Origin of the sequence: Synechococcus sp. CS-1333, from assembly GCF_025128015.1 — a bacterium.
GTDB lineage: Bacteria > Cyanobacteriota > Cyanobacteriia > PCC-6307 > Cyanobiaceae > MW101C3.
This window is the reverse complement of sequence record NZ_JAHLYO010000008.1, coordinates 52,179-64,017: the sequence shown is the minus strand read 5'-3', so window position 1 is coordinate 64,017 and position 11,839 is coordinate 52,179. Positions and strand designations below refer to the sequence as shown.

At 68.1% G+C, this 11,839-nt stretch carries 14 protein-coding genes and 1 tRNA gene; 9 read left to right on the top strand and 6 right to left on the bottom strand.

What is annotated here, in order from left to right:
- Positions 1-32: 32 nt before the first annotated feature.
- Both KQ303_RS01230 and tsaD read right to left on the bottom strand, forming a co-directional pair.
- Positions 33-272 carry a hypothetical protein gene (locus KQ303_RS01230; protein WP_094510282.1) on the bottom strand — a complete coding sequence of 80 codons (240 nt, stop codon included), beginning with the start codon at positions 270-272 and terminating at the stop codon, positions 33-35.
- 38 nt (positions 273-310) lie between these two features.
- On the bottom strand, positions 311-1,408 hold the full coding sequence (tsaD, locus tag KQ303_RS01225; protein ID WP_259728823.1) for a tRNA (adenosine(37)-N6)-threonylcarbamoyltransferase complex transferase subunit TsaD: 1,098 nt from the start codon (positions 1,406-1,408) through the stop codon (positions 311-313).
- A gap of 76 nt (positions 1,409-1,484) precedes the next feature.
- Here tsaD and KQ303_RS01220 point away from each other — a divergent pair, with 76 nt between their 5' ends.
- Both KQ303_RS01220 and psaJ read left to right on the top strand, forming a co-directional pair.
- Positions 1,485-1,964: a Photosystem I reaction center subunit III gene (locus tag KQ303_RS01220; protein WP_094510284.1), complete on the top strand. Its 480-nt coding sequence runs from the start codon at positions 1,485-1,487 to the stop codon at positions 1,962-1,964.
- A 49-nt stretch (positions 1,965-2,013) separates the two neighbouring features.
- Entirely contained in the window at positions 2,014-2,130 is a 117-nt protein-coding gene (gene psaJ / locus KQ303_RS01215) for a photosystem I reaction center subunit IX (RefSeq protein WP_011935127.1), read from the top strand.
- A 92-nt stretch (positions 2,131-2,222) separates the two neighbouring features.
- On the opposite strand, the gene gmk is transcribed toward psaJ, so the two are convergent.
- The gene (gene gmk, locus KQ303_RS01210) at positions 2,223-2,807 is read right to left on the bottom strand and encodes a guanylate kinase (protein WP_259728919.1); all 585 of its coding nucleotides are present in this window, start codon (positions 2,805-2,807) and stop codon (positions 2,223-2,225) included.
- A 104-nt stretch (positions 2,808-2,911) separates the two neighbouring features.
- On the opposite strand from gmk, the gene KQ303_RS01205 reads away from it, so the two are divergent.
- Together KQ303_RS01205 and tatC are read left to right on the top strand one after the other, a co-directional pair.
- The gene (locus KQ303_RS01205; RefSeq protein ID WP_259728822.1) at positions 2,912-4,624 is read left to right on the top strand and encodes an NFACT family protein; all 1,713 of its coding nucleotides are present in this window, start codon (positions 2,912-2,914) and stop codon (positions 4,622-4,624) included.
- Complete coding sequence (gene tatC, locus KQ303_RS01200; protein ID WP_259728821.1) at positions 4,621-5,409, top strand: twin-arginine translocase subunit TatC; 789 nt, start codon at positions 4,621-4,623, stop codon at positions 5,407-5,409. Before KQ303_RS01205 ends, tatC begins: the two co-directional genes overlap by 4 nt.
- Before the next feature lie 8 nt (positions 5,410-5,417).
- On the opposite strand, the gene KQ303_RS01195 is transcribed toward tatC, so the two are convergent.
- Positions 5,418-5,819 carry a DUF3067 family protein gene (locus tag KQ303_RS01195; RefSeq protein WP_399232608.1) on the bottom strand — a complete coding sequence of 134 codons (402 nt, stop codon included), beginning with the start codon at positions 5,817-5,819 and terminating at the stop codon, positions 5,418-5,420.
- Positions 5,820-5,918: 99 nt separating this feature from the next.
- On the opposite strand from KQ303_RS01195, the gene petC reads away from it, so the two are divergent.
- The 4 genes from petC to cobM all read left to right on the top strand — a co-directional run bounded on the left by petC (position 5,919) and on the right by cobM (position 9,228).
- Entirely contained in the window at positions 5,919-6,455 is a 537-nt protein-coding gene (gene petC, locus KQ303_RS01190) for a cytochrome b6-f complex iron-sulfur subunit (protein ID WP_094510288.1), read from the top strand.
- 44 nt (positions 6,456-6,499) lie between these two features.
- Positions 6,500-7,432: a cytochrome f gene (petA, locus tag KQ303_RS01185; protein ID WP_259728820.1), complete on the top strand. Its 933-nt coding sequence runs from the start codon at positions 6,500-6,502 to the stop codon at positions 7,430-7,432.
- Positions 7,433-7,495: 63 nt separating this feature from the next.
- Positions 7,496-8,359, top strand: coding sequence for a prolipoprotein diacylglyceryl transferase (lgt, locus tag KQ303_RS01180; protein WP_259728917.1), 864 nt, complete (start codon positions 7,496-7,498; stop codon positions 8,357-8,359).
- On the top strand, positions 8,356-9,228 hold the full coding sequence (cobM, locus tag KQ303_RS01175; protein ID WP_259728819.1) for a precorrin-4 C(11)-methyltransferase: 873 nt from the start codon (positions 8,356-8,358) through the stop codon (positions 9,226-9,228). Before lgt ends, cobM begins: the two co-directional genes overlap by 4 nt.
- Here cobM and KQ303_RS01170 read toward each other — a convergent pair.
- Complete coding sequence (locus KQ303_RS01170) at positions 9,171-10,667, bottom strand: FAD-dependent oxidoreductase (RefSeq protein WP_259728818.1); 1,497 nt, start codon at positions 10,665-10,667, stop codon at positions 9,171-9,173. The two genes, cobM and KQ303_RS01170, sit on opposite strands and share 58 nt — an antisense overlap.
- Positions 10,668-10,746: 79 nt before the next feature.
- Positions 10,747-11,634, bottom strand: coding sequence for an EamA family transporter (locus tag KQ303_RS01165; protein ID WP_259728817.1), 888 nt, complete (start codon positions 11,632-11,634; stop codon positions 10,747-10,749).
- Between the two features lie 59 nt (positions 11,635-11,693).
- Between KQ303_RS01165 and KQ303_RS01160 the strand changes: the two genes are divergently transcribed.
- Positions 11,694-11,765: transfer RNA gene (locus KQ303_RS01160), tRNA-Val, on the top strand.
- Positions 11,766-11,839 lie beyond the last annotated feature (74 nt).

Genomic DNA, 11,839 nt, shown 5'->3' with positions numbered 1-11,839 from the left:
CACTGGCAAAACGTTTGTTGACCTGGCCTGGCTCAGTGGGCCCTGGCCAGGCGGAGAAGCAGCAGGGTGGCGATGCCCAGCGAGAGCCCAAGCATGGCCAGGCGGCCATTCCAGATCTCGGCTTGGGGGGTGAAGCCCCGGCGCCAGGCGTTCAGCTCTTCCGGCCCCACTTCAACGGGCTGGCTGGAGCCGAGCCCCTCAGCAGCGGCAGGTGATGCTGCAAGAGAGCTGTTCGGCAGCAGTGCATTCTCTGTGGTGTCAGCTGAAGCCATCCACCCCCTTAACAACGGGTTCGGCCACCATAAAGGGATCAAAAGCAAGGCTGTTGCTCGTAGAGCGCGTCGCTTTGCTGCAATGGCAGGCGGGCCGCCACACCCAGGGCCGTGCTGCTGCTGGATCCGGCGGCAAGCCGCTGGGCTGCTGCCACGCCGATCATGGCGGCGTTGTCGGTGCAATAGGCAAGTGGTGCCCGGCGCCAGTGCAGCCCCAGCGCGCCGCAGCGTTCCTCCAGCCGCTGGCGTAGGCGTTGGTTGGCGGCCACCCCGCCCACCAGCACCAGGGTGCCGAGTCCCTCGTCGCGGGCGCAGCGGCAACTGCGCTCCACCAGCACGTCGACCACGGCCAGTTCGAAGCTGGCGGCCACATCAGCCAGATCCCGTGGAGCCAATTCCCCAGTTGAAGGCGGATCCGCCGGGCCCGCGGCACCGGTGCCAGCGCGCAGCGACTGCACAAGGCGGAGCACGGCCGTCTTCAGGCCGCTGAAGCTGAAGTCGTAGGGGTGGTAGCCCCCTTCCGGCCTCGACACGCGCCCTTTCGGCAGTGGAAAGCGCAGGGGATCCCCCAGCACTCCGGCCGCCTGGATCGCTGGACCGCCGGGATACCCCAGCCCAAGCAGCCGTGCCACTTTGTCGAAGGCCTCACCGGCCGCGTCGTCGTGGCTGCGGCCCAGACGTCGGTAGTGGCCGGCGCCGTCGACGCGGATCAGCTCGGTGTGGCCGCCGCTCACCAACAGCACCAGGAACGGACCCTCCGGCAGGGGGTCTCCCAGGTGGACGGAACAGAGATGGCCTTCGAGGTGGTGCACCCCCACGAAGGGACGATCGTGCAGCCGCGCCAGCGTGCGGGCTGTGACCGAGCCCACCAGCAGGGCCCCCACCAGGCCCGGCGCCACGGTGGCGGCGATGCCGTCGAGGTCGGCGAAGCCGAGGCCGGATTCGGCCATCACACTGGCGATCAACTGGGGCAGCGCCTCCACGTGCCGCCGCGAGGCAATCTCGGGCACCACGCCTCCCCAGCGGGCATGTTCGGCGATCTGGGAAGCCACGGCACTGGCGAGCACCTGCTCGCCGCGCACCACGGCCGCCGCTGACTCGTCACAACTTGTTTCGACGGCCAGAACGGTGTTCAAGTGCCTCCATGGCCTCCCTTACTCTCCGCAAGTGACATCCTGCCCGCTGGCAGGCCTTTCCCCGGATCCGGATACGATGCGCCGTCTTTTCGCCGTTCTGATTTCCGCCCTGCTGATCTTCGGCTTCGCCCCTGTGGCCCATGCCGATGTGGCCGGGCTCACCCCCTGCTCCGAAAGCCCCCGCTTTCAGCAGCGTGCCGCCGCCGCTGCCACTCCGCAGGCCAAAGCCCGCTTCGAGATGTACAGCCAGGCCGTGTGTGGCACCGATGGCCTGCCCCACCTGATCGTTGATGGCCGCTGGAGCCATGCCGGCGACTTCATGATCCCTGGCATCGCCTTCCTCTACATCGCCGGTTGCATCGGCTGGGCCGGTCGCGTGTACCTGCAGGCCATCCGTGGCAGCAAGGACGCCACCATGCGCGAGATCCAGATCGATGTGCCCCTGGCCCTGAAGAGCACCATCGCAGCGGCCACCTGGCCTCTGGCGGCCTTCAGCGAATTCACCAGCGGCAAGCTGCTGGAATCCGATTCCAAGGTCACCGTTTCACCGCGCTGAATCCCGGTTCAGTCGCCCCACCCCTCTGTTCTCCATCCGGAGCACGTCCATGAAGAAATTCCTCACCACAGCCCCTGTTTTCGCTGCGATCTGGTTCACCGTCACCGCCGGAATCATGATCGAATTCAATCGCTTCTTCCCGGATCTTCTGTTCCATCCCCTTTAATCCGCTGGCTTCCAGCCGGAGGCTCTGAACGTCACAAGCGGCCGTAAAGGCCGCTTTTTTTTGACTTGCACGTTGTGGCTGGCGCTGGTGCTTCAGCTGCCGGCCAGTTGCAGCAGGGCTTCCAGCTCGCCGATGGCGGTGTCCAAGTCGCCGTTCATCACCACGGCGTCGAACTCAGCGGCGGCGGCCAGTTCCTCCCGGGCCCGGCGCAGGCGCCGTTCGATCGCGCTGTCGTCGTCGGTGCCGCGGCCGCGGATGCGCCGCTCCAGTTCCTCCAGCGACGGAGGTTCGATGAACACCTGGAATCCCTGCGGGAAGCTGCGCCGCACCTGGCGGGCCCCCTCCAGTTCGATTTCCAGCAGCACCGGTTGCCCCTGGGCCAGATGCTCGCTGACGGGCGCCCGTGGCGTGCCGTAAAGGTTGCCGGCGAATTCCGCCCACTCCAGCAGCCCTGCGGCAGCCACCTGCTGCTCGAACTGCTCCCGGCTCATGAAGAAGTAGTTCTCCCCGTCCTGTTCGCCGCTGCGGGGCGCGCGCGTGGTGGCGGACACAGACAGCCAGATCTGCGGATGGCGCCGGCGCAGCGCGGCCACGAGTGTGCCCTTGCCCACGCCGCTGGGGCCGGTGATCACCGTGAGTTGTCCCGGACCCGCCGCTGCTGCCTTTGTTGCTGCCATTGCCACTGCCGCTGCCTCCGCCATCAGGCCCTCGCACATGAGCCAGCAGAGTAAGGGGATTCCCTGTCCACGCGGTTCCCTTGACCTCCCGGACGCTCCAACCCATGGACGTCACCACCTTGCGGGCGGTGCTTGCCGAGCTGCGGCCGCAGCTGTTGCCCAGCCGCTTCGAGAAGGCCCAGCAGCCCAGCGCCCACAACCTCCAACTCGGCTTTCGCGCGCTTGATGGTCGTCACTGGCTGGAGCTGAGCTGGTGGGCGGATGCGCCGCGCCTGCTGCCGATCGACCCTCCCGCCCGGCGGGGTGAGGGCAGCACTCTGGCCCAGCAACTGCAGCACGGCCTGGGCGGCCTGGCGCTGGTGGCGATCGATCAGCACGGCTGGGAACGGGTGGTGGAGCTGGGCTTTGCCCCCCGCCCCGGTGAGGCGATCTGCCGCACGCTGGTGGTGGAGCTGATGGGCCGCCACAGCAACCTCTTCCTCCTGGATGGCCAGCGTCGGGTGGTGGCCCTGGGCCGCCAGGTGAAGCCGAACGAATCCCGGCTGCGGCCGATTGCCAGCGGCGACACCTACAGCCCGCCGCCGCCCCTGCAGGCCGATCCCCCCGATGCCGGCGAAGCTCTGTGGCACTGGCGTCGGCGCCTGCAGCTCCTGCCGCTGCCGCTGGGCAAGGCGCTGCTGCAGAGCTACCAGGGGATCAGTCCTGCCCTTGCCCTGCAGTTGGCCGGCGATCATCCCGACACATCCACGGCGCTGCTGAAGCTGCCGGTGGAGCAGCTCAGTGAGGCGCAGTGGAGTGCCCTCTGGGTGGCCTGGCAGCAATGGCTGGGCGACCTGGCGGCGGACCGCTTTGGCTTCGTCACCGGTGGAGCCACCGCCTACCGCTGCTGGGGCGCCGAGCTTGCCGGCCCGGTGGGGCGCCCGCTGGCGCAGCTCTACGAGCGGCAGCTGACAGCCCAGGCCTTCCAGCTGCGCCACGATCAGCTGCAGCGGCGCCTGTTCACGGCCCGGGATCGCCAGAGTGCCCAGCGGGCCGAGCAGCAGGCGTTGCTGGAGCAGGCCGCCGGCTGCGACCAGTTGCGGCGGCAGGCGGATGCCCTGCTCTGCCTGGCCGACCCCAGCCGCGAGCAGGTGGCTGAGGCACAGGCTCTCTATAAAAAGGCGCGCCGCCTGCAGCGCTCCTCCGCCGTGATCACCACCCTGCTGGAGCGTCACGACCAGCAGCTGGAGCGCATTGAGGCCAGCCTGGCCTTTCTGGAGCTGCACCGGCCCGAGGAGACCACCCCCCATGCCCTGCGCGGGGCGCTGGAGGATCTCGCCGCCCTCGAAGACGACGTGGAGGAACTGCTCAGCGTCGGCGGCCGCGAGCGGGACAAGGGACGAAGCAAGGCGCGCGCCCGGCGGCAGCCCCTGCCATGCCAACCGCTGGAGTTCCTCACTGCCGGAGGGCTGCGCGTGCAGGTGGGCCGCAACCATCGCCAGAACGAATGGATCAGCCTGAGGCAGGCGCGGCGCGGTGATCTCTGGTTCCATGCCCAGGAGTGCCCGGGCAGCCACGTGATGCTCAAGAGCTCGGAAGCTCCCGCCACCGACGCCGACCTGCAGGCGGCGGCCGATCTGGCCGCCCGCTTCAGCCGTGCTCGCGGCAATGCCCGTGTGCCCGTGGTGATGGTGCCCAGCGACCAACTGCAGCGCATTGCCGGGGTCGGGCCCGGCACCGTGCGCCACCGGGGTGGTGAGGTGCTCTGGGGCGATCCCGGCCGCGGCGCCATCCTGTGCAGTCGCTCCTTAGGCTCAGCTCCAGCGCCTGCGCCATGAGCGATTCCCCCCTCCCCGCACCTCCCCCACCGATCCGGGTGCCACCGGCGGATGAGTTTCCCGCCGAGGTGGAGATGAGCCTTGTGGACCACCTCGAGGAGTTGCGGCGGCGGGTACTGCGCAGCCTGCTGGCGGTGGTGGTGGCGGCCGGCGGCTGTCTGCTGCTGGTGAAACCGCTCGTTCGGCTGCTGGAACTGCCCGCCGTGGGCATGCGCTTCCTCCAGCTCGCCCCAGGTGAATTCCTGTTTGTGTCGATCAAGGTGGCCGGCTATGCCGGCCTCACGCTGGCTCTGCCCTACGTGCTCTACGAGGCGCTGGCCTTCGTCTTGCCGGGTCTCACGCGCCGGGAGCGGCGACTGGTGGCGCCAGCCGTGGCGGGGTCGGCGGTGCTGTTCGCCGCAGGGCTTGCCTTCGCCTGGTGGGCGCTGGTGCCGGCGGCGCTGCGGTTCCTGGTCAGCTACGGCGCGGATGTGGTCGAGCCGATCTGGTCGATCGAGCGCTACCTCGATTTCGTGCTGCTGCTTATGGTGGCCACTGGCCTGGCCTTTCAGCTGCCGGTGCTGCAACTGCTGCTGGGTGCCTTCGGCCTGATCCGCTCCGACGCCATGTTGAAAGCCTGGCGCTGGGTGGTGCTGGTGGCGGCCCTGGCCGGCGCCGTGCTCACTCCTTCCACCGACCCCGTCACGATGCTGCTGCTCACCGGCTCGATCACGGCCCTGTTCCTGGTGGGTGTGGCCATGGTGGCCCTCACCGAGCGGCTCCGGCCTGCGGCCAGCGGCGCCTGAGGCCAGGTTCAGAGCAGGAATTCACTGCTGCGCCCGCCCTCGGCCGGCTCCAGGGTGAGGCTCATCGCCCGTCCCAGTCGGGGTTTGTCGCGGGTGGTGGTGAGCCACTGGCGCACCTGATTGGCCACCCCGAGGCCGTTGAGCAGCTCGATCAGCTCCTGCAGCTTGGCCTCATAGCCCTCGGCATCGAGCGGAAAGGACTGCTGCTCCAGGTAGGCCCACATCACCTGCAGGTAGAGGCGGCCGCGCCGCTGTACCAGCTGGAGGTCGTAGGACGCGTGCCAGCGCTCACGCAGCACCTGCAGCACTTCATCGAGCCGGAGGGGGGCGAAGCGGCCGCTGGAGCCGGGCTCAGCAGCCGGATCAGGCAGGGACACGGCAGCGAGGGTGAGGACACTCCACAACAGCATGTTGCGCCGCAGGCGCAAGCTGCGTCCTGGCAAAACGTGACGGCCAGGGCAACGTCCATAATGGGCGCCTCGTTGCTTCGGCACCCAGGAACGTTCCGTATGACCCAGATCCCAGTGAGCGATGTGCCCGGAATGGGCCGTCGTCAGTTCATGAATCTGCTGACTTTCGGCTCCGTCACTGGTGTCGCACTGGGTGCTCTCTACCCCGTCGCCCGCTACTTCATTCCCCCCCGGCCCGCCGGCGGTGGCGGTGGCACCACCGCCAAGGATGAACTGGGCAACAACGTCACCGCCTCGGGCTGGCTCAGCACCCACAAGGAGGGTGATCGCAGCCTCGTGCAGGGCCTGAAAGGTGACCCCACCTACCTGCTGGTGGAAGGACCCGACGCCATCGGCAGCTACGGCATCAACGCCATCTGCACCCACCTGGGTTGCGTGGTGCCCTGGAACAGCGGTGCCAACAAATTCATCTGCCCCTGCCACGGGAGCCAGTACGACCCCACCGGCAAGGTGGTGCGTGGTCCTGCTCCGTTGTCGCTTGCCCTGGCCAACGTCTCCGTCGAAAGCGACAACGTTTTCCTGAGCACATGGACCGACACCGATTTCCGCACCGGTGAAAAGCCCTGGTGGGCCTGATCGTCCGACCGTCCATTTCCTCCCGTCGCCCGTCCGCCCACCCCATGCGCCGCACCCTTTCCCTGCTGCTCTCCACCGTCCTGGCTTCGGCCGCCCTCTTCCTGGCGCCTTCTGCCTCCTGGGCCTACCCCTTCTGGGCCCAGCAGAACTACGAGAGCCCCCGCGAAGCCACCGGCAAGCTCGTCTGTGCCAACTGCCACCTTGCCAAGCTGCCCACCCAGGTGGAAGTGCCCCAGGCCGTGATGCCTGACACCGTGTTCAAGGCGGTGGTGAAGATCCCGTACGACACCAGCGTTCAGCAGGTGGCCGCCGATGGCAGCCGCACGGGCCTCAACGTGGGTGCGGTGCTCATGCTCCCCGATGGCTTCACCCTTGCCCCCGCTGATCGTCTCAGCGACGAGCTGAAAGAGGAAACCGCCGGGGTCTACGTGACCCAGTACAGCGACGACAACCCCAACATCCTGCTGGTGGGCCCCCTGCCGGGTGATCAGCACCAGGAGATCGTCTTCCCGATCCTCTCCCCCGATCCCGCCACCGACAGCGCCATCCACTTCGGTAAGTATTCGGTGCACGTGGGTGGCAACCGTGGCCGTGGCCAGGTTTACCCCACCGGTGAGAAGAGCAACAACGGCGTTTTCACCGCTCCTGCCGCCGGCACCGTGAGTGCCATCACCGCCGGTGAGAACGGCGCCAGCGTCGTGGAGATCCGCACCGCCGACGGCACCACCGTGAGTGAAACCATTCCGGCTGGCCCTGCCCTTGCTGTTGCTGTGGGCGATGACGTGGTGCTCAACGGACCCCTTTCGGAAGATCCCAATGTGGGCGGCTTCGGTCAGCTGGATTCCGAGATCGTGCTGCAGAACCCTGTGCGCATCTACGGCATGCTCGCTTTCTTCGCCGCCGTTGCTCTCGCCCAGATCATGCTGGTGCTGAAGAAGAAGCAGGTAGAGAAAGTCCAGGCTGCCGAAGGCGTCTGAGGCTGACCCCCATCTGCTGAGCCGTTTCCCTTGGCGCTTCTTCCCCCAGCCCTGCCGGCGGCGATGTTCACTTCACCGGGGCCCCTGCTGTTCCAGCTGGGGCCTTTCTCCCTGCGCTGGTATGGCCTGCTGATCGCCGTGGCGGTGCTGCTCGGCCTGATGCTCTCCACCAGGCTGGGCCGGAGGCGCGGCATCGAGCCGGCCATGATCGCTGATCTTCTGCCCATCCTGGTGCTGGCTGCTGTGCTCGGTGCCCGCCTCTACTACGTGGTGCTGGAGTGGCGCCAGTATCAGCTCAACTGGCTGGATGCCCTGGCCATCTGGCAGGGGGGCATCGCCATCCATGGCGCCCTGATCGGCGGCTCACTGGCGGTGGTGGTCTATTGCCGCTGGCGCAAGCTCGCCTTCTGGAATCTGCTCGATGTGCTCGTTCCCTCGGTGGCCCTCGGCCAGGCGATCGGCCGCTGGGGCAACTTCTTCAACTCCGAAGCCTTCGGCCTGCCCACGGATCTCCCCTGGCGGCTGTTCATTCCAGCGGTGAACAGGCCGGCCACCTTCATCGACGAGCAGTTCTTCCACCCCACCTTTCTCTACGAATCGCTCTGGAACCTGGCGGTGGTGGCGTTGCTGCTCACCTTGTTCCAGCTTGGCTCGCGGGGCCGCATCGCGTTGCCTGCCGGGGCGCTCAGCTGCGTCTACCTGATCAGCTACAGCCTGGGCCGCTTCTGGATCGAAGGACTGCGCATCGATCCGCTCTGCCTGTTCTCCACCCCGCCCTTCTGCGAAGGCGGCCTGCGCATGGCGCAGCTGATGAGCCTGCTGCTGATCGCGGCCGGATCGATCGGCCTGATCTGTTTCTACCGCGGAGCCCGTCGCCTTCAGAGCGAGTCTGGCCCCAGCGAACCTTTCCAGGGCACCAACCCTTGACCACTTTCCCCAGCCAGCCGGAAGCCACCCCGCCGGAACCGGCGGCGGTCACGATCGTGGGAGCAGGGCCCGGCGCCCCTGATCTGCTCACGCTGCGGGCAGCCCGTGCCATCGAAGCGGCCGAGGTGCTCGTCTGGACCGATTCCCTGGTGTCGCCCCAGATCGCTGCTCTGGCCCCGGCGAGTGCTGAGCGGATCCGCACCAGCACCCTCACCCTCGAGCAGGTGCTGGAGGTGCTGATCGAGCGGGCCCGCGCCGGCAAGCGGGTGGTGCGCCTCCACGACGGCGACCCCTGCCTCTACGGAGCGCTGGCGGAGCAGGTCAGCCGGCTCAGCGAGGCGGGCCTGGCGGTGGAGGTGGTTCCGGGCCTCAGCGCCTATCAGGCCACGGCAGCAGCGCTGCAGGCTGAGCTCACCATCCCTGGCCTGGTGCAGACCATCGTGCTCAGCCGGGCTTCCGGACGCACCGGCGTGCCGGAGAAGGAATCTCTGGAGCGCCTGGCGTCCCTGGGGGCCTCCCTCTGCCTGTATCTCAGTGCACGCCATGTGGAAGAGGTGCAGGAGGTGCTGCTGGCGCACTACGCCGCCGACACCCCGGTGGCGATCGGCTACCGCGTCAGCTGGCCCGACCAGTGGATCACCGTGGTGCCTCTGAGCCAGATGGCGGAAACGAGCCGCCAACGCCAGCTGATCCGCACCACCCTTTATGTGGTCAGCCCCGCTCTCGACGCCCCCCAGCAGGCCCGCTCGCGTTTGTACTCCTCCTCCCACACCCATCTGTTTCGCCCCGGCGGCAAGGGGCTGTCTGTCGATCAGGCCGCCAACGATTGCGGGCAGCTGGCTGAATCCTCCCCCGCGTCCTTGCCGTAGAGCTCGGCCTCAAAGCGGTCGCGGGCAAAGCGGCAGCCGCTGCGCGCCACGATCGCCTCGAGATCCAGTGCTGCCACCCCCAGGCAGCAGGTGCCTCCCGGCGATGGCGTCACGTTGAACACCAGCCCGGGCCCGGCTTCGATCCTCACCTCCCCGAGCATCAGCTTGCGGGCCTGCTTGTCGATCAGCTGGGGGCGCACCCCTCCATAGCCTTCGGCGAAGCTCAGGTCGTTGAGCGCCATGCCGGGAACGATCTTGCGCACATCGCGCAGAAACAGCCGTCGCCGCAGCCAGGGCACCTCGAACAGCAGGTTGCGCACGATGTAGGCACGGATGTCGCTGTTGCCGAGCAGTTGCCACAACACCGCCAGCACGGCCAGATCGAGCCTGAGCACCTCAAGGAATTCGAAGAACGAGCCGAGCCGGTAGCGCTCGAGCAGGGGCAGCAGCAGCGCGGTGGGGCCGAAGCGCGTCTGGCCGGGAGCTCCCACATCGGGATCCCCGTGCAGGGCGGCGAAGGGCAGCTTGTCGTTCTGCACCGTGTAGACCTTGCCGTTCAACAGCTCGGGAGTGAAGTAAAAGCTGCCGGCCACCGGCAGGCAGGAGTAGCGCAGCCCGTGGCCCATGCGCTGGGCCATCAGCAGGCTGTGGGCGCCGGCATTCACCACCACATGCCGCGCCCGCCAGAGCTGGCGGCCCGCCGCCTTGCTCTGCGTCTCCACCAGAAACGTCTCGCCCTCGGGGGTGATCGTCTCCACGCTGGTGCCGAGGGCCAGGTCGATGCAGCGCGCGCTCCCCGCCACAGCGGCGTGGGCCTGGCGCACGAACGCGGCCGAGAGCGCTTCGTAGTCGACGGCGGTGGCGGCCTCGCGGATGCCGATCGCCACCAGTTCCTCGCTGCGTGGCACGCCATTCACCAGCGCCACCGCTGGCTCCCAGGCGGCGATGTCCTCTTTCTCCAGCAGCTGCATCGCCGGAAAGTGAGGCGAAAACAGTTCAAAGCGCTGGCGCAGGCTGGCGCATTCCCGCTCGCCCACCCCCAGCACCATTTTCGGGGTGCGGAACAGGCAACGCTCACGCTCCTCGCCCTCCAGCAGATCGCCGAAGCGCACGACCATCTCAGCCGTGCGCTTCACCCGCAGCGCCTTCTCCAGGGTGTAATTGGTCTCGATGTCGCCGCAGTGGATCGTCTGGCTGTTGCTGGTGGCCTTGGAGTTCACCTGGGCCAGCTGCTCATAGCGCTCGATCAGCGCCAGCCGGGGCAGGTCGGTGTAGCGGGCGAGCTCGAAGAGCAAGGCCGTGCCACAGACCCCGCCACCCACCACCAGCACGTCCACCTCCCGCGGGGTCGAAGCCTCGGCGGCCTCCGTTCCCTGCCCCGCAGGCTGGGGGGAGGTTGAGGCCGGGGCGGACGCACGGATCGGAGAGACAGAAGACACGCGGCAGCGGCGAAACAGAGGGTGCGCAGGCCATGTTCGCCGATCCTGTGCAGGCGGGCGTGGCCATTGGCGGAGCGCTTCAACGGGCTGCATTGAGCACCGCAATGGCGCCGGCGAGCATCAATGCGGCGGCGGGCAGCCGCAGCCCGCCCCGCGGTTCGTCCAGCAGCGTGACGCCCACCGTGGCGCTCATCAGCGTGCTCAGGCGCTTGATGGCGATCACATGCACCACGGCGGTCTGGCGCAGCGCCTCCATCTGGCAGACCATGCCCACCGCCCCGGTGAGACCGCAGAGCAACACCAACAACAGCAGCCCCTCAGAGGTCGCTGCCGCAGCCAGCCGTGCGGTGCTCCCTCCTGATCCGGTGAGCTCGGGGGCCAGCAGCGATACAGCCACCACCAGGTTGAACAGCACCACCCAGGTGAGCGAGCCGCCAGCGTTCACCCCCACTTTGTCGAAGGCGGCGCCGAGGCCCCACAGCACGGCCACCACCAGCATCGAACGTGCTCCCGGACTGCTCAGCAGGGGCAGGCCACCACCCGTGCCGCGGCCCAGCAGCAGGGCTCCCAGCACCAGCAGCGCCACACCCGCCAGGGCCGCCGGTGCTGGCCGCTCCCCCAGCAGCCACCAGCCGCTGAACAGCAGCACCAGGGGCGAGAGGTTGATCAGGGGCAGCACCAGGCTGAGGTCGCCGCGGGCGAGGGCGCGCCCGTAGGCCCAGAAGGCCAGGGCGTTCACCAGACCCCCGGCAGCCAGGGCCAGCAGCAGACGGGTGCCGTCGCTGGGCCCGCCGTCTGGGGCCAGCAGCAGCCATGGCAGGGTGAGGGCGGCACTGATCAGGCAGCTGAGGCCCATCACCCGCGCCGCCGTCCAGCCGCTGCGCTGCAGCAGGCGGCGGACGGCCAGATCGCGGCCGCTTTCGCAGCAGGCCGTGAGCAGGGCCAAGGCGGGCCAGGGAAGCAGCAAAGGAAGCGGGGGAAGGACAGGCTGGGTGGCGCCGCCCGTGTTTTAAGATCCAGGGGTGCGGGCGATTAGCACAGCGGTAGCGCACTTCCTTCACACGGAAGGGGTCACTGGTTCGAGTCCAGTATCGCCCATAACTTCTCCACTATTTCCTTACTCAATTCTCCGGAAACTTTCAATTGTTTCGGTCCGGGAGAGGCCAGCTCAG

Coding starts and splice junctions, on each gene's coding strand:
- KQ303_RS01230 (WP_094510282.1), bottom strand. CDS start 272: ATGGCTTCAGCTGACACCACAGAGAATGCACTGCTGCCGAACAGCTCT.
- KQ303_RS01220 (WP_094510284.1), top strand. CDS start 1,485: ATGCGCCGTCTTTTCGCCGTTCTGATTTCCGCCCTGCTGATCTTCGGC.
- psaJ (WP_011935127.1), top strand. CDS start 2,014: ATGAAGAAATTCCTCACCACAGCCCCTGTTTTCGCTGCGATCTGGTTC.
- gmk (WP_259728919.1), bottom strand. CDS start 2,807: ATGGCAGCAACAAAGGCAGCAGCGGCGGGTCCGGGACAACTCACGGTG.
- KQ303_RS01205 (WP_259728822.1), top strand. CDS start 2,912: ATGGACGTCACCACCTTGCGGGCGGTGCTTGCCGAGCTGCGGCCGCAG.
- tatC (WP_259728821.1), top strand. CDS start 4,621: ATGAGCGATTCCCCCCTCCCCGCACCTCCCCCACCGATCCGGGTGCCA.
- KQ303_RS01195 (WP_399232608.1), bottom strand. CDS start 5,819: ATGCTGTTGTGGAGTGTCCTCACCCTCGCTGCCGTGTCCCTGCCTGAT.
- petC (WP_094510288.1), top strand. CDS start 5,919: ATGACCCAGATCCCAGTGAGCGATGTGCCCGGAATGGGCCGTCGTCAG.
- petA (WP_259728820.1), top strand. CDS start 6,500: ATGCGCCGCACCCTTTCCCTGCTGCTCTCCACCGTCCTGGCTTCGGCC.
- lgt (WP_259728917.1), top strand. CDS start 7,496: ATGTTCACTTCACCGGGGCCCCTGCTGTTCCAGCTGGGGCCTTTCTCC.